Origin of the sequence: Gimesia sp. (genome assembly GCF_048262075.1) — a bacterium.
GTDB lineage: Bacteria > Planctomycetota > Planctomycetia > Planctomycetales > Planctomycetaceae > Gimesia.
On the sequence record NZ_JBLXFK010000004.1, the window covers coordinates 142031 to 162498 of the forward strand.

Consider the following 20468-nt stretch of genomic DNA (forward strand, 5'->3'; position numbering starts at 1 on the left):
TCTCACTTGTGTTCTATACAAATCGATTTGGTTTATCTTAACTGGCTCAAACTGTCTTTGTAAAATGTTTCCGTAACTTCTCCAATGCTTCTTCAGGCATGCCCTGCCCCAAGTACATCCAGCCATGAAAGATTGGGATATCAACTTCAGCAATCTTCATCAATTCTTCAAAAGTCACTGGGCCTAGTGTATCCCGATCAACGCCAATTTCTTTTAGGAGTAACCTGAACGGATTCGGTCGCTCCTGTTCTGGATCAAGCTTGGATCTCTTGGGACTACTCTTCTTCGCTGGCACTTTCTTCTGTTTAGAAACTGTCGCTGAGTTTTTGGGTTTTGTAACTCTCTGTTTTTTCACTTTCTTTTGTTGTGACTTTTGGGGGATCTTTGGTTGCTTGGTTTTTATGTTTTTCTTTTTTAAGGAAACCTGCTGTTTTGGTCCTTCAGTAGATTCAGCCTTCCGTAACCAGTCCTGAACAGTCTCGACTCTGTAGCGAACTGATTGACCAATTCGTATACATGGCAGCCCACCTTCCATGGTCATTCTACGGAGGTGTCGCTCTGAAATTGATAGTCGTTTCGCTACTTCATTTGAACGCAACAATAAGCGGTCATCGTTATCAGAAATATACTCTGAAATCTTATGATCTATTGGACGTTCTATACTTTGCAATTCGCTGACCACTTCATGTACTACAAATTTTAGTAGGCAACGGAAAGCACTTTCTAAATCATTGGACGTGACAGTCTCCTTGTTAAATGAATTAGTTCGTATCTACTCATTAAATCAAGAAGATTGCCTCTGGGTAATCTATCCCTTCCAGTTCCGAATTGAAAACTATAATCCCTCTCGTAGCCAATCGACTCGCTCGTCCCTCAATTTATCATCGATGCGCTCTCGATGCTCGAACTCCCTGACTAATTTTTCACAGTCATACTCAACGTCAGTGGACAGCCCCAGTAATTCAGCAGCGATACGCTGAGTCCAGAAATCAGACCTCTCGAAGATCGGCTCCAACAAATCGACCGCCATTTCCTCATGGGCGTCGTAAAGCATGTCGCTTAGGGCATCTGAAGCCGTGTGAGTTGCCACCTCGTTAAGATTCTCAGCGACATATCTCAGCAACCGCTGTTTGATCGTCACGTGTCGCTGTGGTTGGTCGTCATCCCCTACACATTGCTCAAGCTCTCTCAAGAAATCTTGTTCATCCGGTGATAGTTCCTGATCATCATCCGATCCACGAGTCGTTTCACTCGGATCTCCAGTGAGTTGTAGATCTATTTGAGTAACTCTTTTTGGCCACTCTCCAGTCCAAACCGAAGCCAGTGGGTCACGGTCAGTGCAATTACACGAGATTTTTTGACTACCGCATATGGAACAGCGTTGGATGTCACAATCGTTTTTATGCGGCTCGCCCAAAGCCGTTCCGCAATCAGGGCATTTTTCTTTTTTGTCCATTTTGATTCCTTTTGAGTTCGATCCAAAAATTGTATAGTCGGGCCACAGCGCACTTTACCTACGTCCCTGCAAGATGCAGTTACACAGTAACCGTCTGTATGTCGGCTCCCAGAGATTCGGCTGTGTCCAAAATGAGACCTACAGCTTCGCAAGTTCGATCCAACAGTTCACCGCACTTCTTCAAAGCTTTCTCATTGTCAGTCCCGGCGTATCGTTGGATGTACTGCCAGCATCCGCCAAGGTCTGCATCGTGTTCGTATCCCAACAGCGTGAGCAGCACAGCGCCACCAAGTTCAGCAACTACCTCTTGGTTGATCTTGTTTCCCTTCAATGTTCCATTTCGGTCATCTGCTGCATGGACGAGTTCATGGCACCACGTCGAAAGATCCTCGACACAAAGAGCGATTCCTTTTCCGTGCCGATATTGTCCGAGATAGCGTGTTCCTTCCCCATTGAACGCCTCGACTGACAACTCCCATTCAGTGGCAACTTCTCGGAGTGGAAGGTTGTGAAGCCATTTCTGAATACTGTCACTGCTTACTGGGAGTGGGTCGCCCTCAGTTTGCTCGATGCCAAACACAGGCGTTCCTCTGAAGCCATAAACAGCAACTCGCTTTTTCTCGGACTCTTCTTCGACGATAGTTCTTGCCAATGGAGACAGGATGCGAAAGGACTTCTCACCTTTCTTTACTTGTCTGCCAACCTTTTCCCACTGGCGAAATCCTCGAGCATCAGAACACCCATTGATCGCAACGATTAACTGGTTTCGCCACGTCCACTTTCGGCATGGCGAACCATCCTTTCGATTGATAAATACTCTTGCAATTGGCTTGGGGAGATCATTCGGTTCTGCAAACGCTTGGAGGATTTGTTGTGCGGCCTCTTCCGCCTTGTTTTTCATTAGCATGACTACATCCTTGTATGAAACTGCGCAGCATCCCACGCAGTTGTGATTTTGGGGATCATGCCAGCACAGTATATGGGGCTGGCAGGCGGCTCGCCTTGCTTCCGAATAAGGCAAGCTGACGCTCATAGCGGAGCGTCCAGTAAAGAGGATGTAGCTGTTCTGTAAGTTATCAGTGTCTCGTAATTTTTTCAGTAGCTTTGTGGCGTAAGTTTTATCAAAGATTATTTTATTTGCAACATCAGTTTCTTGCAACAAATTATGGACACAAAAAAGGTCTGCCAGTTATTCTTCAGCTTGCTAATTCTAATGGCAGTTTTCAGGTTAAAAACTTTGTGTCCAAAAACCGGCATATTTCTCAGTCTCAATTGCTCGATCCAATTTATACAGGACACAGTATTCCTTCATCACACCACCTCACATTCTTCAACATACCTCAATATAGATTTTGTAATACTCGTTCTAAATTCATCGGGCAATTGATGACGTAAACAAACCTCATCTTTTACAGCCTCGTCTACAAATTTGTGAGCCATGCCAGTTAAGAACAAGGATTGTTCTGCCCTGTTTGGGTTGTCGCTTTCAATATAAGAAATCCCACAACCCAAATTTGCGGCATCAATGTGTGATTTGATGACATCGGGCAATGTCTCGTCAGGGCAGTTAATTCTTTCATTAACCATTTCAATGACATGTGCGATTGTGTCACACCAGTTTTCTACAAATTCTTTATCTGCCGAAAACCAGTCCGGTCTAGTCGCCCTAATTTCCTCGTCAAATGCTGGATCAAACTCAGGATGATTAGGATTTGTGTAATTCTCTAACGCTTCTGTAAGTTCTTCTTCTGTAAATATTGTTTCTTCTGACATTCCTGAACTCCTTTTTTCGATTTTGATTATTGGTCTTTTCTTCTAATGAATATTTTGCATGATTCAATACTCATGCCCAATTTCGTGTTCTAATAATTCCGTGACATACTCAAAAACATCTGATCGACTTTCGGCGTAATACAAGTCTTCTTCGTAGAGTTCCATAAACCGTTCATACTGTTTCTGGTCTGGAATAATTGAGCCATACTCGAATTTTTCACACACGTACACGTCATAAGTCATATTCATTACTCGAAAATTGAGTCTCTGTAATTCGGCTTCTATTGTTTCTTCGTTGTCTACTGCCATTAGTCCGCTCTCCTTTTGTATGTTTTGAATTTGGCAAATTGCATAACAGAGCCTTTGCCAGTGTTCGAGAGAAGTAGACCCACCTGTTATTTTCAGATGCGTCATTCTCAATTCGTGTTTCTTCTTGAGTATTTTGTTGATACTCGGGTCGCAATACATAAAGCGGCTCGTTCTCATCTCCAAAATCAGCAGAATAATAGTTTGTGAGGTTTCCACCACTTCAGATTGAAGTGGTGTGTGGATTGAAACGAATGAAAAGTAAAGGAATGTAAAACAAAGGACTGACCTTGCAAAAGGGGCTTGAACAATTTGTTCAAGCCCCTGTTTTTTCAATTGGTTAGTGCAGCGAAAAATTAAAGGAATAAAATTATGGATATGGAAAATTTAACACCAGCACAATAAGAATTGATTGATTATTTGCAAGATGAAATAGCCAACTCGCAACTCTCGCCAGCAGAATTGGCAGCCAAAAAAGCAAATGAGGAACAAGAGGAATTGCGGCTGATTGATGCTGATGTAATGCAATGGAATATGGATGCATCTGACACATATATTTATCATCACGACAGAATGTATCAGATGCTCAAATATGAGGTGACTGATACTGAATTGACAATCAGATATACACATCATCAATTGAGCAGGGCAAGATATACCAAACAGCAATTGGAGCAATATCTTGACCGATACTATTATGATGAGTGGATAATCCATCGCAATGAATCGCAAGAATTATGGTTATCACACATTGGCCAGACAATCACAGACCTCAATGTATTGTGTGATGTCGAAGAGTTACTAGAGGCAATGACTAAGAGAAGAAACCGTTGCTGTTTGTAGGTCAATTATAAAAAACGAATGGAATCGAATTAAAAAACATGAGTAAATTCAATTCCATTTTTGATGACTGATGCGACAAGCAATTGATTCTCCAGAAATGAAGCCCTTTAAAGAGGCCATTTACATCAGAAAACCACAGGTAGGAAACTCAATATTTACTCTCCACCACTTGAGAAACTGCCTTGCTCGATTGTAAGCATTGCGTGCGCTCCCATTGCTGAATTCTCCTTTTATGACTTTGTCAGTCAGATGTTTTTGCCACTTCTTTTGAATTCCATCCTTAAAATGACTCTTTCTAGTGAGTTTGTTTTTTGCGGTAAATTCCTGAAATCTTTTGATCTGTGGTGGAATCATTCTGTAACTGTCTTTTTTCTGTTCTGCTTGCTGAATATTTAGCCAAACTTCGATAGCTTCATTTAATGTGGTCGGAATTTTATCAGGCAGGACATAGGGTTTAATTTCATTACAACATTTTGCCAATTCAGTTAGCAAATATCTCTTACAATTATTCGCATCACGTAAATCAATAGTGGTTAATTTTGGTGCGTTTGGAATATTAAAATTGTAATGAACTGCCGTTGTACCTTTAATCGAAGTATCGGCAACACCTCTGCCGATGACGAATTCACTCATCCTAGTATTGTTGGCATAAAAGACTTGTACAAGAGCATAGACTTTCCCGAAATGTTTTTCAGGTTTGATCCAAATCTTATCTATGACATCAACCATCTTACTGTTGAGTTTCTGTCTTAAGTCATTTTCATTTGGGCTTTCTGACAAAAATATTGCAATGTTTAGCATATCATCTGCATGATCTTGTTGCTCTGATATTAGTTCTGAAAGTCTTTGCTTATACTCTTTCTTCTGTTCTTCCAGTTTATTCAAACTCGCAACCAAAGTTTTGACTGGGACACCACTGATGTCAGTCATTGCGGTTTCAATTTCTTTCATTCGTTTTACGATGTCGAGCAATGATGACTCACATTGAGATACTTCCTTTTGTGTTTTTGATTGATTCGGTGAAATGTCAGAGGATTGGATTTCAAGCAAGATATTCAAGAACATTCGATTCAGTTCAGATAAATCAACAGAAACAGAATCAGTATTCTCTAGTTTTCTGATATGTCCATAAGAAACTAACCGGCGTTGAAAATCTGTTTTGGTCCTGCTGCGAATCATGTGCATTGGATGACGATCATTAGCATTGAATACCAATCCCTTAAAAATATTGACATAGGGGTCATGCTTTGAAATGTTTGGTTTTCGTTTTCGTTTTTCATTTTGTGCCATGTACCATAAATCTTGCGAGATTGCAGCAGGATAGTAATCCTCAATAGGTTCCCCTACTAGAACTTTCTTGCCTTGCTCGTGGTCAAATTCCATTGGTTGTAACTCACCATAGGTTGCAGAGTCATTTAAGACTTTGGCAATATAACTTGCGTTCCAACTCCCAGATGTTCCAATCGGAACAAATTGGTTTTGTAAGGATTTCAAAATTTGTTTTTGCCCTTGCCCGTTCGCAGTTTCTTCAAAAATGAATTGAATCGCTTTTGCACCTTCATTGAGAATGAATCCTTTGTCATCTTCGTAGTCTAGCCAAGCGGGTCGCCGCCTATTGAAAGTTTTCCTTTTGTCCCGTTTGTTGTTCCAAACGGATTTCAATCTGTCGCTTTTGTTTTTTGATTCGATATAAGCAATATGGAAATACATCAGGGGCATGAGGAGCGAAAAGAAATCTTTGATTGATTCTTTCGTGTATAGTCTTTCATCTGGTTTCAGTACGGCGATATTAACGCCAGTTGAAAGAATTTGTTTAAACATTACAAAAGCTTCATCTGCGCCTTCTCTTGAAAGTCTGTCGAGATTTTCAACGAGTAGAATTGAACTCGAATCAATTTCTCCAGACTGACACATATCAATAAATATTTTCAATGCTCCAGTGTGCTTGTTTTTGCCTCGAAATGCAGAGACTCCCAAGTCATGCAATTTTAGGTTGCTTTCTGTGTGCTTGTTTCGAGCAATCCATTCTCGGCCAAGTTCAAGTTGTCTTCTTTTACTATCGCCTAGCTCTTGCTTTTTAGATGAGAATCTCAAATATGAATAAACCAAAGCCATGTTTGACTCCTGAAAATACTGATATGATAGAGTGAATTAAATAAATTCTATCAATATATGTTAGAGATACAACGGGTTACTGTTTCTGGATGAGCTGCCTGAATTCAATCGGCGGACTCTGGAAGTCTTGCGACAGCCATTAGAAGGGGGAGAAGTGACGATCTCGCGGGCGATTGGCAGTGTAACTTTCCCGGCAAATGTGATGTTGATTTCCGCGATGAATCCCTGTCCCTGCGGCTACCTGTCTGATCCCCGGCGGAAGTGTTCGTGTAATCCGATGCAGATTGAACGTTATCTGTCCAAGATCAGTGGGCCCCTGCTGGATCGGATTGATATTCATATTGAAGTGCCCCCGGTGCCCTTCCGCGAACTTTCCAATCAGACTGCCGGAACCAACAGCGCGACGATGCGCGAACAGGTACTGGAGGCCCGCGAAATTCAGGCACGGCGGTTTACGAATGAACCGACCTCACATAATGGTCGCATGACGCCACGACAGTTGAGAAAACACACCCAGCTGGCAGCGGACGCGGAAGGGCTCTTGAAATCGGCGATGGAAGAAATGGGACTGTCTGCCCGGGCACATGACAAAATATTACGTATCAGTCGCACCATTGCCGACCTGGATCATTCCGACCAGATCACTGCAGCGCACATCAGCGAAGCCATCAATTATCGCACGCTCGATCGACAGTTCTGGTCCTGACGTCGGTTTCACTGCCAGGTTCTTCCGCTTCCGAAGTCGGTCCGGTAGATTCTACAGGGACAGAGAGGCGGGCGATGGTTTCCAGTAGCTTCTTTTTGTCAACCGGCTTGGTGGCATAGGCATCGCAGCCGGCACTCAGGCATTTATCCATATCATTTTTCATCGCGTGAGCAGTCAAGGCGATAATGGGTCTGGTATAACCTGCTTTTCTCAATTTGCTGGTGGCAGTATAGCCATCCATTACAGGCATCTGCATGTCCATCAGAACAAAATCATACGGTTCTCCCGATTGAACTGCAGCCATGGTTTTTTCGTAACCCAGCTGCCCGTTATCTGCCAGGTCGACGTGCATCCCCTCCTTTTTCAACAGAAACGAAATCAGTCGTTGATTGTCCAATCCATCTTCAACGACCAGTACGCGGCTGGCCGAAATCGTTTTGTTAATGCTGTCCGATATTTCCTGGTTGCATTCCGTCGCAGTATTCTTGATGGAAATTTCATCTACCTGCTGGAGAGGCACTCCCTCCAGTGATCCCGTGTTGACGGAGATGGTGAAAGTGCTTCCCGATCCGATCGAACTGGCGACATGAATTCGCCCTCCCAGCATTTCCACGAGACGTTTGGAAATTGCCAGTCCCAGTCCTGTACCACCATATTTTCGGGTTGTCGAGTTATCTGCCTGAGTGAATGGGTGATAGATCTGTGCGAGCGCCGTTTCGGAAATTCCGATCCCGGTATCAATCACATCAAACTGGAGCTTGGCATATTTCTCTTCCAGATTGATGGTTCTGGTTCGCAGTTCAACGTAACCGGTTTCAGTAAACTTAATGGCATTTCCCAGAAGATTGATCAGAATCTGTCTCAACCGGGTTGGATCGGTCATGATCGTTTCGGGAATCGGATTTTCAAAAGAGACAACTAATTCAAGTCCTTTCAAATCGGCTTTAATCTGCATTAAAGCAGCGATGTCGCGAATCAATTCAATGGTATTGACGCGTACCTGTTCCAGTTCGACTTTGCGCGCTTCGATTTTAGACAGATCAAGTATATCGTTGATGACGCCGATCAGGTATTCCCCGTTCCGTTTTACGATATTAGCAGATTCGATATCTTCCTGTTTTTTCAGATTATTCAGCAGGATATCCGTGAATCCCAGAATCGCCGTCATCGGGGTGCGGATTTCGTGGCTCATATTGGCCAGGAATTCACTTTTTGCTTCACTGGCTGCTTCGGCCCGCTTGCGTGCTTCATTTAAGGATCGTTCGTAATCTTTGCGCTCACTGATATCCTGAATAATGCCGGTGAAAATTTCCCGATCTGCCAGGATGACAGAACTGACAGCCAGTTCAGCGGGAAAGGTAGACCTGTCGTTGCGCTGTGCAACAATTTCCTGACGCGAACCGATGGCGCGTACCAGTTGCGGATTCAACTCGCCACTCGAATACTCATGTTGAATTTTCTGATGCAGGGGAGGAATCAGGAGATCAATGCTCTGTCCGATCACTTCATGGTTATAGTAGCCAAACAGGTATTCGGCTCCCCGATTGAATTCCTCAATTTTTCCCTCAAGATTAATCGTGATAATCGCATCCATGACATTATCCATGATTGATCGGTAACGAACTTCACGGTCCTTGACATCGGATAGAAGAATTTCCTGTGCGTCCAGTACCCGGTTGTATTGATAGCCGACGATTCCTGCTTCTGTGAAATCGTCGACATCTGCACGTGACTGGTTATTTCCCTTTTCATGGGAAATCATGGTTTCCAGCAGACTGTGCAATTCCGTAGAAGCCCCATGTTCAGCAACATTCAGTCCGATTTTTTCATCCGATAGACTAACACGGATTGGCATGCAACAATTCACCAGCTTCATCAAGATCCAGATGCTGCCAAAGCTCCAGATAAAACAGGCTCCCACTCCCAAAGCCTGAATTCCAAATTGAGAGGTGCGCGAAACGCCGCTTTGGAACAGGCTTGTGTCAGCGAATAATGCGACGGCGAGTGTTCCCCACGCGCCGGCAAAACCGTGTACGGGAATCGCTCCAACCACATCGTCGATTTTGAAGCGCTCTTCCAGAATCCAAAGCGAGGCCAGCATCACGATACCGGCGATAAAGCCAATCAGAATGGCGCTGGGGTAATTGACGGCATTGCAGGAGGCTGTAATGGCAACGAGACCCGCCAGTGAGCCATTAAAGATTTTTTCAACAGAAATTTGTTTTGAGACAATCAATTCCCAGGCTAATGCGCACATACCGCCCGAGATGCCGGCGAGGATGGTATTTAAAATGATCGAGGGCACCTCCCCATTCAAGGCGAGTGTGCTGCCCCCGTTAAAGCCGAACCAGCCGAACCAGAGAATTAAAAATCCCAAAGCCGCCATGGGCAGGTTACTGGATGAGAAACGATGCTCGTTTTTATTATCAGTGAAACGACCTGTACGTGGACCTAGAATCAGAACCGCGGCCAGGGCAGACCAGGCACCAACAGAGTGCACAACACTGGAACCGGCAAAGTCGAGAAAACCGAGTTTCCCCAGCCAGCCCGCAGGAGCCCCTGCAGCATCCCGGGCCCACGCCCAGTGACCAAACAGGGGATAAGCGACAGCACCAATTCCGACTGCCAGCAGCAGGTAGGCGCGAAACCGCATCCGTTCAGCGACCGCACCCGAAGAAATAGTCATCGCCGTACTGCAGAACACCAGTTGAAACAGAAACACGACGGTTGGCCAGTGCGCATTACTTGTGTCTTCAAATGCAAACTGAGTTGTACCAAACCAGCCGCCATAAGACTGCCCGAACATTAAGCCAAAGCCAAACAGCCAGAAAATAAAGACACCGATGAAGAAATCAACGATGTTTTTGGTAGCCACATTAATGCTGTTTTTAGATCGAGACAGGCCGGATTCCAGGCAACAGAAGCCAGCCTGCATCAGAAAGACCAGGCTGGTACAGGTCAGTACCCAGATTGTATTTGTGGTTAACTCATGCGACATGAGAAGAGGGGCCTGTCAGGATCGCTATCCAGCCATGAAACGCAAAGACTGGCTGGTTGATTTTTTGAAACTTACACTCTTCAACTCTAGGTTGTGAAAAGCAGTAGTCAAAAAAAATATGAGTGAAACCCCTCTAATCTCGAATGAGCAGAAGATTGATGGATTTATAAAGTCAGAGAGGCGGGATAATCGGCGTAGTCGTTATGATTGGATCTTGGGGTTTCCTGCAGTCCGGTTAAACGGTCGGAGTTTCCAGAGAGAGTGGATTGGGTTTTTCGACCGGCGGGAAGCGACCCGGCGCATTTTCCGCATACCAGTGATGCAGTACATTTAACCAGTCTGCTGTTGTTTTGACTGCGATAAAGGCTTTCTTGACCTCAGCGGGTTGCGGATGCAGTTCCGAATAGAAAATGCCGAACTTCCGCATCGTGTTGCAGACTTTTTTCTCACCGAAAAATTCACGCGCCAATTCAAAATGAGCGCCGATGACTTCACGCTGCTCCCTGACATCGGGAGGGGAAATCGATTTGCCCTGCAGCAGGTCGGCTGTCTGTTGAAAGATCCATGGGTTTCCAATCGCACCGCGCGCAATCGAAACACCATCCACCCCAGTCACCCGCAACATGTCCAGACAGGATTGCGGCGAAAACAGGTCTCCACTCCCGATCACGGTTTTCTCACCCGCATGTTGTTTGACCCGTTTCAGAAACTCCCAGTTACTCGGGCCAACATACTTCTGATGCACGGTACGCCCATGTACGGTAATGGCAGTCAGCCCCCGTGCATAAGCGCCATCGAAGATCTCAAAGAAATTGTCTTCTGACTCACTGCTGTCATCGATGCCTCTTCGCATTTTCAATGTGACCGGTATCTCTGCAGGCACGCTATCCCGCACACGGGAAATAATATCCAGCGCCACTTCTGGCTGACTTAAATGATATCCGCCTCGACAGCGACTCATCACTTTTTTGACCGGGCACCCGAAGTTAATGTCAATCACATGGAAACCCGCTTCCACCAGTCTCCGGGCAGCCGGTCCAAATTCTTCCGGCTCCGATCCCATCAACTGACCACCCACGGGAAATTCATCCTGGTGGCAGTACATCATCGAATGCTGCTTTCCCTGTTTGGACTGCATGATCATGCGATCGATCATTACTTCACAAAGTGTGTAAGCAGCGCCGAGCCTGGCGGCGATGACGCGCATTGGATAATCGCTGTATCCGCTTAACGCTGCCTGATACAGGGGAGACTCCAGTTGGTAGGGGCCCAGAAAAACAGGTTGTAAAGTATTAACGGTCATAGAGCGTGTTGGGTTTTCTATTGATCCAGTAAGTTCAGTTCGAGAACTGTCCCAGTAATTCCCGGGTGATCTGTCCCGGATGAGCATGGCTGCAAATGACACTGCTCACGGCGACTCGAGTTGCGCCTGCTTTCAGTACCTGTTGCAGATTATCGGCCTGGATGCCTCCGATAGCAAACCAGGGCAACGTGATTTCGGCGGCGACCTGTCTGACGAAATCCAGCCCCGCGTATTCATGTTCGGAAAATTTCTTGGTAGAAGTGGGAAACGTGGGGCCGACCCCAATATAGTCTGCGCCATCCAGTACCGCCTGACGCGCCTGTTCAATATTATGTGTCGAGACTCCAATCAGTCGGCGAGGCCCTACAATCTGCCGGACTTCACGCACGGGCAGTTCGTCCTGTCCGACGTGCACGCCATCAGCATCAATGGCGATCGCCAGATCCGGACGGTCGTTCATAATCAGCATCGCATTAGCTTCGCGGGTCCAGCCCCGCACACGTTTTCCATGTTCCAGCAACTTGCGGTCCGTCATCGATTTTTCACGAATCTGTACGAGGTCCACACCCGCAGCCAGTGATTCTCGAACCGCCTGGCCAGCGCCATGATGGCACAGGCTTTCCGATACCAGCAGATAGAGTCGGCTGTTTTCCAGTCTGCGTTGGCTGGCGATGCAGGTCAAGATGGTTTTTTCCAGGGTGTAACTGGCATAGCGCATCTGTTTAAAAATGGCAGCCGCTTCTGGCGATATCAGCTTGCTGAATTCTTCCAGGGTTCGTGCTGCTTCCTGAACTCGTTTCAGATTGGCCTGCAGCAGATGTTCCAGCGAAGAACGATCGAATTCGGATGTCGTGCTGACTGAAGTGCCGACGTCATTTAATGTATCTCGACTGGAAATCAGTGTGTCGGGGCCGATAAACCTGAGGGCGTCTGTCAGCTGATGACGCGTTGTTTTCAGCAGACTCATTAAATGGGCATCATCCAGCGAAAAGCGGAGAAAATCTTCGATGACCCGTAAACCTTCCCGCAGGCGATTGGTGGCGGCATCGATGGTTCGCAGTGTATTTGTCTGATCGCTGGCTGTGGCTGCGACCGTTCGCAGCGCAAAATCGACATTGATTGGTTCTGTTGTCTGTCGAAAAACGACATTGATCGAGTCATCCAGCTTTTCTACAGAAAGACCTGCTTCCCTGTGGAGCCACTCAGATTCTTTTCCCGCTGATGCCAGCAGGCCCCACAACAGATGCTCACTCCCGATTTCGGTGGGGACGTCTGCGCGGCTCGCCTGCTGCATCGCGTGATTTAACACCTCTCTAAAAGCAGGGTATTGTTGCAGTGCCTGAGACAATTCCAGTGGTTGATCTGGTGAATCAGGGGGGGAGGCAGTTGGGGTCTGAGGCAGCGGTAACTGGAATTCCTGCAGGATCAGGGCCAGGTCAATCTGATACGCCAGCATGATTTCCGCGGCCCGCGATTCTTCCAAAGCCAGCGCAGCCAGCAGAGGGGCAAGTGTCGGTTCCCCTTCAGCCGAACTGTCGGTAATCCGTTCTGCCTGAATCAAGGCCCGTTGTGCTCCGGCTGTCAGTAAATGATGCATGGGAATGGTTATGTTTCTGGACTGGTTGAAGCCGGAAATAATTGAATGTTACCGACTGGTGACGCTCCAGTCTTCTTTTAATTAGGGTAACCGATCAAAGGCTTATCTTGCTACATTAGGGGTTGGGGACTAGAATTGAAAATGCTGGCTTTGTGGGTTGTGTCGATTTTAAGGCTTTGGCAGGGTGGTGATTTTTGCTGTTTTCCACTATGAATCAAACTCCCTGTCCCGATTTAGTACAGGCCAGTGAAATTCCAGTTGTTAAAATGGGTATAATATTTTAGTAAGTTGTGGTGTTTCAGTCACTTCCTCAGTTGTTCTTACAGTAGTTTTGGGAAATTCCTCGACGTTTTTTGGTGAGTAACGTATTATTCCAAGGAACCTTTCTTTTTCAAAGTGCGGTAGCGAATCAATTGAGAATGCCGTAACTAAGTGTACACATGCGGTTTCGACATTTTTAAATTATCAGCAGACAATATAAACGACAATTCAAATTTCATAAACAGGTTGGGAGAAGTGGGTCTGGAATTGAGACCGTTGGTTTCAGCTCAGATTCACAGTGTTCATCCATAAGAGCCCGGGATGTACGGGCCATAGGAGAAACAAGTTATGTACGAGCGGTTTACAGATCGAGCTCGAAAGGTGATGCAGCTGGCCAATCAGGAGGCTCAGCGGTTTAATCACGAATATATCGGGACCGAACATATCCTTCTGGGATTAGTCAAAGAAGGTTCAGGTGTCGCAGCCAATGTGCTGAAAAATCTGGACGTGGATCTGAGAAAAATCCGTCTGGAAGTCGAAAAAATTGTGCAGTCCGGACCGGACATGGTCACGATGGGCAAGCTTCCTCAAACGCCGCGTGCGAAAAAAGTCATCGAATACGCCATGGAAGAAGCACGGAACCTGAACCACAACTATGTGGGTACAGAGCATCTGCTGCTGGGGCTGCTCCGTGAGCAGGATGGCGTTGCCGCTCAGGTTCTGATGAATCTGGGGCTGAAACTCGAAGAAGTGCGCGAAGAAGTTCTCAATCTTCTGGGGCATGGCCTGGAAGGTGGCGAAGCTGGCGAACGGACTCCCGGAACAGGCAGCCAGAAAGCCGGAAAAAGCAAAACACCAGCGTTGGATAGTTTTGGTCGCGATCTGACTGAACTCGCCAAGCAGAAAAAACTGGATCCGGTTATCGGCCGTTCCAAAGAAATCGAACGCGTCATTCAGATTCTCTGTCGTCGTCAGAAAAACAATCCGGTTCTCTTAGGGGAAGCCGGCGTTGGGAAAACGGCGATCGTCGAAGGCTTTGCCCAGATGGTCGTCAACGGCGAAGTTCCTGATCTGCTCCGTGATCGTCGCATCGTGGTTCTCGACCTCGCGATGATGGTCGCTGGCACGAAATATCGTGGTCAGTTCGAAGAACGAATCAAAGCCGTCATGAACGAAGTGCGTCGTGCCAAAAACACGATTCTGTTCATCGACGAATTGCATACCCTCGTCGGGGCCGGCGGTGCGGAAGGTGCCATCGATGCATCCAACGTCTTAAAGCCAGCTCTGAGTCGTGGCGAACTGCAGTGTATCGGTGCAACCACCCTCGACGAATATCGTAAATACATTGAAAAAGACAGCGCCCTGGAAAGACGATTCCAGAACGTGATGGTCGAACCACCGACCGACTCACAGACAGTCGAAATTCTGCGTGGTCTGCGTGAACGTTACGAAGAGCATCACAAAGTGCAAATCACCGACGATGCCCTCGAAAAAGCGGTCGAACTCTCTTCCCGGTACATTACAGGTCGTTGTCTCCCAGACAAAGCCATCGATGTCATCGACGAAGCAGGTGCTCGCATCCGTCTCAAATCCATGGTGCGTCCTCCCGATCTCAAAGAACTGGAAGAAGAATCAGAACGTCTGAATCAGTCCAAGGAAGAAGCGGTTGCCAACCAGGACTTTGAACTGGCTGCCAACCTGAGGGATCAGGCTGATAAACTGAAGAAACGCAAAGAATCGTTGACGCAGGAATGGCGTGAAAAATCCAAAGAAGTCGACGGCGTGGTCGATGCGGAAGTGGTAGCAGAAGTCGTCGCCAAAATTACCGGCGTACCTCTGACCCGTCTCTCCAGCGAAGACACCGTCCGTCTGCTGAATATGGAAGATGAACTGCATCAGCGGGTCATCAGCCAGGACGAAGCCATCAAACAGGTTTCCAAAGCCGTCCGTCGCAGCCGCAGTGGATTGAAAGATCCCAAGCGTCCGATGGGGGCCTTCCTGTTCTCCGGTCCCACCGGTGTCGGTAAAACCCTGCTGGCCAAAACTCTGGCGGAATTCATGTTCGGTGATGAAACTGCTCTGATTCAGATCGACATGAGTGAATACATGGAGAAACACAACGTCAGTCGTCTGATCGGTGCTCCTCCGGGATATGTCGGCTTTGAAGAAGGCGGTCAGCTGACCGAGAAAATTCGTCGTCGTCCTTACGCCGTTGTGCTGCTGGACGAAATCGAAAAAGCTCACCCTGATGTCTTCAACATGCTGCTGCAGATTATGGAAGAAGGCCACCTGACCGACAGTTTCGGTCGCAAGGTCGACTTCAAAAACGTCGTGCTGATCATGACCACCAACGCCGGTGCTCAGGGAATGGCTCACGGTGATGCCTTCGGGTTCCGTAAAGCCGACGATGACACCAGCTACGATGCCATGAAACGAAACCTGATGCACGACCTGCAGAAAGAGTTCAAACCGGAGTTCCTGGGACGTCTCGACGAAGTCGTTGTGTTCCGTAAACTGACCCGCGAAGAACTCAAGCAGATCGTGGATATCGAACTGGGCAAAGTCCGCAGCCGTCTGAAAGAACAGGGGGTCATCCTCGAACTGACCGACGAAACACGCGAATTTATCATCGACAAAGGTTCCGAGGGTGGCGAACTCGACTACGGTGCACGTCCGCTGCGTCGTTCTGTCGAACGCTACATCGAAGACCCGCTGGCAGAAGAACTGCTACGTGGTGCCTTTGAAGGTAAGAATAAAGTGCTCGTCAAGGTCACCGAAGTCGGCGATAAGAAACAGCTCGAATTCGATGGTTCTTACGAAGCAGAAACTGAAGAGCTGGCAACCGTCGGCTCTGTGGAAGGTGACGGCGGTTCTTCCGAAGGGGAGTAATCAACGTCTGCCATTCATGATGGAAAATTGAAAAGAGCCCTCTCTCTCATTGAGTGAGGGCTCTTTCTTTTTATCGTCACAGTTGAAATCGATCAATTTGACTGCAGGCATACACGATGATTCCACGACAACTCGAACCCGAAGTGATGGACACTCGCGAAGAAGCCATTGACTATGACGCCATGGATCACAGCGAGGTCAATCAACAGTTCACAGAGTCTGTACTCCCCTTCATCACTGCCAGCCAGCAGCAACAGGTCAGCGCTGGTTACACGCAGCCGCTTCGAATTCTAGACCTGGGAACCGGAACCGCACTCATTCCTATCGAGATCTGTCAGCGTGTTTCACAACTACAGATCATCGCCACCGATCTCGCCGCGGAAATGCTCAAGGTGGCACAGCTGAATATTCAGGGCGCGGGATTGACCGAATCGATTCTCCTGGAACACACTGATGCCAAGCAGCTTCCCTGTGAAAATCAAAGTTTTGCTGGCGTGATCTCCAACAGTCTCATCCACCACATTCCTGAACCACAGTCAGTCTTTACTGAAATCAAACGCGTTCTGAAGCCGGGAGGCTTTCTCTTCCTGAGGGATTTGCTGCGGCCCGATTCGCCTGCCGCACTGGATCGACTCGTTACGCTGTATGCGACGGACGCGAATCCGCATCAGCGTCAGATGTTCCACGATTCCCTGCACGCCGCCCTGACACTGGATGAAGTCAGAACATTACTTCACAGCTGCAACTGGCCTGTATCCGCGGCCCAAGTCACATCCGATCGCCACTGGACGGTTTCAATCTCTGACAGCAGTATCTTGACCCGCGCATAAAACAAAGGGAGGCCGACATCGTGCCGACCTCCCTTCGCGACTCATTCAATTACTCTTTAATTGTACTTTCACCAATCACTGCTATCCCCAACAGTGGAATGACTCTCAGGCAAAGAAATCATTCGCTGGCATTTTTTGATGGCGACTTCGCTGCTGGACGATGCGGTTCCGATTCTTTCATCGCGTTCTCTCGTTGAATCGCATCGTATACTTCTTGACGGTGCACTGGAATTTCTGTTGGTGCCTGAATTCCTAACCGTACTTTATCACCCCGGATATCGACAATTGTAATGACAATATTGTCACCGATGATGATGCTCTCGTCGCGTTGTCTCGACAATACAAGCATCGTGAATACTCCTTCCGTAGATCTTAGTTCTGGGCCAATGAGGTGATATCTGAAGAGGCGACAAACCTCTTATTGATTTGAATTAAAGTTTGTCACCCGTTGTATTTTCGTATGTAAATAAGACAAATCAGGCCGGGTTCAAGAATTCCATCCCGGACAGCTCCGATTCCTCAGGCTGACCAGAGACCGGCTGCGTTTTCAAGCATGATTCTCTTACCGGCAATGACCCACATCCCTGCTTCATTTACTGAGCTCCTCGTGGGTACTAACTACATCGGCGCACTCTTACAGATAATCTCTGCTAAGATGGGATAAATAACGTTGTTATCGAAAGATGGGTGTCGCTTTGCCGGATTCGCCAGGTTTGCCGATTGTGCCGATTCTGACGCCGGTGGTCGCATGAAATGGTATTTGAATGTATATGAAAGTATGTGCTTATGAGTGTGGTCTGGCTGCCGGCAGGACTGACTGATTTGCGATTCCAGAGGCAGTTGGATAATCTGTACTAAGCGCTCTGATTTAACACTTTCTGCTTTCAGGAAGTCCATCTTCAGTGCAAAATCGGACCCAAAATTCACGTCCGCATCGACTTCAAACCGGTTCGGAGCCTTGAAACCGTCTATCAGTACAGCTGATTTTTCGAGAAATGCTGGAGTAAAACACGAATGGCCACATTGTTGATCGCTGCAGGAGCTTTTGTAGGCTACATCATTGCCTACCACACTTATGGGAAGTGGCTGTCCCAGAAAATCTTTAACGTCGACGGAGACGCGGAAGTTCCCAGTAAACAACTGCGGGACGATATCGATTTTGTTCCCACCAAAAAAGAAGTCATCTTCGGCCATCACTTCACCAGTATCGCCGGAACCGGCCCGATTGTTGGTCCTGCGATTGCCGTCTTCTGGGGTTGGCTGCCCGCGCTTGTGTGGGTCTTGGTTGGTTCGATTTTCATCGGCGCCGTTCACGATTTCGGCGCGCTGGTCGTTTCGTTGCGCAACCGCGGACAAACCGTTGGCGAAGTCGCCGGTCGTTTGATTGCGCCGCGAACCCGTATCCTGTTTCTGCTGATTCTGCTGCTGGCTTTGACGGTCGTTCTGGCAATTTTCGGACTGGTCATTGCCATCATTTTTGCCCTCTATCCCGAAACAGTCATCCCCGTCTGGATCACCATGCCCATCGCCATCGTTATTGGCCTGATGGTTTATAAACAGAACGCAGAACTGCTCGTCCCCTCGCTGGTCGCGTTGGCGATTGTCTATGCCTCGGTTTATCTGGGCGCCTATTACTGGCCCGTTGATATCTCGGCCATATTTCCTGACCTTAAACTCACCGGTCCATTTCCCAATGTCGTCATTCTCTGGACCTTTGTGCTGCTCGCCTATTGTGCCATCGCCTCGGTGCTCCCGGTCTGGCTGCTGCTGCAACCCCGCGACTTCATTAACAGTCACCAGTTGGTACTCGCTCTGGGACTGCTGCTCATCGGTGCCATCGTTGCCGGCGCCACAGGCCAGGCAGATCTGGTTGGCAGTGCTCCCGCGGTCGCCAAGAATATCCCCGCCGATGCACCCCCTATCTGGCCATTCCTGTTCATCACCATTGCCTGCGGAGCCTGTAGTGGGTTCCACTGTCTCGTCAGCAGCGGTACCAGCAGCAAGCAGGTCGAATCTGAACTCGACGCCCAATACGTCGGCTACGGTGCCATGCTCCTCGAAGGAGGCCTGGCGGTCATTGTGATTCTCGCCTGTTGTGCCGGCGTCGGGATGGGAGATTTCTCTCGCGTCGGTGAAGGGGCCGCTTATACCTATCAGCCGACCATCGATGCAGCTACGGGAACCCAGCTCACTGGAGTCGCTGCCTGGGAAACCCGCTATAACGCCAAAGCCGAAGATGGCTGGGCTGCATTTAAGCTGAAAGACAAAATCGGTGCATTCATTCTGGGCGGTGCGAACTTTCTGGGAACCATCGGAATACCGATGAAACTGGGCATCAGTATCATCGCCGTCCTCGTCGCCAGTTTTGCCGCCACCACACTGGATACCGCCACGCGTCTGCAACGTTACGTCATTCAGGAACTGGCAGCCACGGTTCACATTAAACCCCTCACCAATAAATATGCGGCCACCGGTCTGGCTGTCTTCCTTGGAGGCCTGGTTGCCATGCTGCCGAAAGATGCTACCTCTGGCCCCGGGAGTGGCGGCCTGATTCTCTGGCCTCTCTTTGGCGCCACCAACCAACTGCTGGCCGGCCTCGCGTTTATGGTCATTGTGTTCTATCTCCGTCGCCGGAATAAACCCATCATCTTTGCTCTTGTGCCCATGATTGTCATGCTGATCATGCCCGCCTGGGCCATGCTCTGGAACATGTTCAACAGCAGTTCGGGCTGGGCCTACAGTGCCGATGAATGGTATCTGTTCCTGTTCGGCCTGGTTGTGATTGCACTCCAGATCTGGATGATGGTCGAAGGTCTGCTCGTCTGGTCGAAATCCAGGGGACATCTCGAACAGCAACTGCCCGAATTGCCTCCCACGCGACAGACTGCCACTGCTTCCGCCGGTGGTTCGAATTAATTTCGCCTGAATCAATTCCCAAAGCCCGGCTGCTTGCGTAACAGCAGCCGGGCTTTTATCTTGCACAACGACACAAATTGAACTTGACTCCGTCGCGTCAACAGCGATAAACGTTGAATTGTGTCGCGCGCGTGCCCAGTTTACAGTGCACTGAAACACGCGACACTTGTGCGTTGTGTGCACCGCATTGAAGCCCCTTTTTTCCAGATAAGCAGTTCTCAGATCACCACCGGTTCTTGATGTATGCCTGCGGGTCGCCGCACTTCGCAGAGCTTCGTCTTGAAACCGCCCCGGCGTCGCACCAGATCGGCCCGGTATCAAAACATATCGCCACATCTTTTCCTCCCATCCCTCTTGACACCCCCGCGCCTCTACAGAAAATATTTCACCATGGAACGGAATCACTGACACCAGACATCCCGGATTGAATAATAGATTGAACACCACAACAACGAACATAACTCAACATCCTCTG

The 20468-nt window shown here is 48.0% G+C and carries 14 protein-coding genes and 1 pseudogene; 5 read left to right on the forward strand and 10 right to left on the reverse strand.

The annotated features are described in order from the left end of the window. Window positions 1-46: 46 nt before the first annotated feature. The 5 genes from ACN0YH_RS10305 to ACN0YH_RS10325 all read right to left on the reverse strand — a co-directional run bounded on the left by ACN0YH_RS10305 (window position 47) and on the right by ACN0YH_RS10325 (window position 3538). Window positions 47-682, reverse strand: coding sequence for a helix-turn-helix domain-containing protein (locus ACN0YH_RS10305; RefSeq protein ID WP_417379490.1), 636 nt, complete (start codon window positions 680-682; stop codon window positions 47-49). Window positions 683-835: 153 nt separating this feature from the next. Then, window positions 836-1456, reverse strand: a complete 621-nt coding sequence (locus ACN0YH_RS10310; protein ID WP_417379491.1) for a hypothetical protein — start codon at window positions 1454-1456, stop codon at window positions 836-838. Between the two features lie 79 nt (window positions 1457-1535). Further along, window positions 1536-2363 (reverse strand): hypothetical protein, encoded by an 828-nt coding sequence (locus tag ACN0YH_RS10315; protein ID WP_417379492.1) that lies wholly within the window; start codon window positions 2361-2363, stop codon window positions 1536-1538. A 404-nt stretch (window positions 2364-2767) separates the two neighbouring features. Next, entirely contained in the window at window positions 2768-3229 is a 462-nt protein-coding gene (locus ACN0YH_RS10320; protein WP_291174405.1) for a hypothetical protein, read from the reverse strand. A gap of 63 nt (window positions 3230-3292) precedes the next feature. Then, entirely contained in the window at window positions 3293-3538 is a 246-nt protein-coding gene (locus ACN0YH_RS10325) for a hypothetical protein (protein ID WP_417379493.1), read from the reverse strand. A gap of 405 nt (window positions 3539-3943) precedes the next feature. Here ACN0YH_RS10325 and ACN0YH_RS10330 point away from each other — a divergent pair, with 405 nt between their 5' ends. Then, window positions 3944-4378: a hypothetical protein gene (locus ACN0YH_RS10330; protein ID WP_417379494.1), complete on the forward strand. Its 435-nt coding sequence runs from the start codon at window positions 3944-3946 to the stop codon at window positions 4376-4378. 120 nt (window positions 4379-4498) lie between these two features. On the opposite strand, the gene ACN0YH_RS10335 is transcribed toward ACN0YH_RS10330, so the two are convergent. Next, complete coding sequence (locus ACN0YH_RS10335) at window positions 4499-6493, reverse strand: recombinase family protein (protein WP_417379495.1); 1995 nt, start codon at window positions 6491-6493, stop codon at window positions 4499-4501. A gap of 67 nt (window positions 6494-6560) precedes the next feature. On the opposite strand from ACN0YH_RS10335, the pseudogene ACN0YH_RS10340 reads away from it, so the two are divergent. Continuing rightward, window positions 6561-7199 (forward strand): annotated as a pseudogene (locus ACN0YH_RS10340) (ATP-binding protein); the annotation flags it as partial. Here ACN0YH_RS10340 and amt read toward each other — a convergent pair. The 3 genes from amt to ACN0YH_RS10355 form a co-directional block, all read right to left on the reverse strand. After that, the gene (gene amt / locus ACN0YH_RS10345) at window positions 7162-10197 is read right to left on the reverse strand and encodes an ammonium transporter (protein ID WP_417379496.1); all 3036 of its coding nucleotides are present in this window, start codon (window positions 10195-10197) and stop codon (window positions 7162-7164) included. The pseudogene ACN0YH_RS10340 and the gene amt sit on opposite strands and share 38 nt — an antisense overlap. A gap of 235 nt (window positions 10198-10432) precedes the next feature. Continuing rightward, window positions 10433-11500, reverse strand: coding sequence for a tRNA dihydrouridine synthase (locus ACN0YH_RS10350; RefSeq protein ID WP_417379497.1), 1068 nt, complete (start codon window positions 11498-11500; stop codon window positions 10433-10435). 34 nt (window positions 11501-11534) lie between these two features. Then, complete coding sequence (locus ACN0YH_RS10355) at window positions 11535-13097, reverse strand: thiamine phosphate synthase (protein WP_417379498.1); 1563 nt, start codon at window positions 13095-13097, stop codon at window positions 11535-11537. 609 nt (window positions 13098-13706) lie between these two features. Here ACN0YH_RS10355 and ACN0YH_RS10360 point away from each other — a divergent pair. Both ACN0YH_RS10360 and ACN0YH_RS10365 read left to right on the forward strand, forming a co-directional pair. Then, the gene (locus ACN0YH_RS10360; RefSeq protein WP_417379499.1) at window positions 13707-16247 is read left to right on the forward strand and encodes an ATP-dependent Clp protease ATP-binding subunit; all 2541 of its coding nucleotides are present in this window, start codon (window positions 13707-13709) and stop codon (window positions 16245-16247) included. A gap of 116 nt (window positions 16248-16363) precedes the next feature. Further along, the gene (locus ACN0YH_RS10365; protein ID WP_417379500.1) at window positions 16364-17077 is read left to right on the forward strand and encodes a class I SAM-dependent methyltransferase; all 714 of its coding nucleotides are present in this window, start codon (window positions 16364-16366) and stop codon (window positions 17075-17077) included. Window positions 17078-17195: 118 nt separating this feature from the next. Here ACN0YH_RS10365 and csrA read toward each other — a convergent pair whose 3' ends face one another. After that, the gene (gene csrA / locus ACN0YH_RS10370; protein WP_417379501.1) at window positions 17196-17426 is read right to left on the reverse strand and encodes a carbon storage regulator CsrA; all 231 of its coding nucleotides are present in this window, start codon (window positions 17424-17426) and stop codon (window positions 17196-17198) included. Window positions 17427-18091: 665 nt separating this feature from the next. Between csrA and ACN0YH_RS10375 the strand changes: the two genes are divergently transcribed. Then, window positions 18092-19993 carry a carbon starvation protein A gene (locus ACN0YH_RS10375; protein WP_417379502.1) on the forward strand — a complete coding sequence of 634 codons (1902 nt, stop codon included), beginning with the start codon at window positions 18092-18094 and terminating at the stop codon, window positions 19991-19993. Window positions 19994-20468 lie beyond the last annotated feature (475 nt).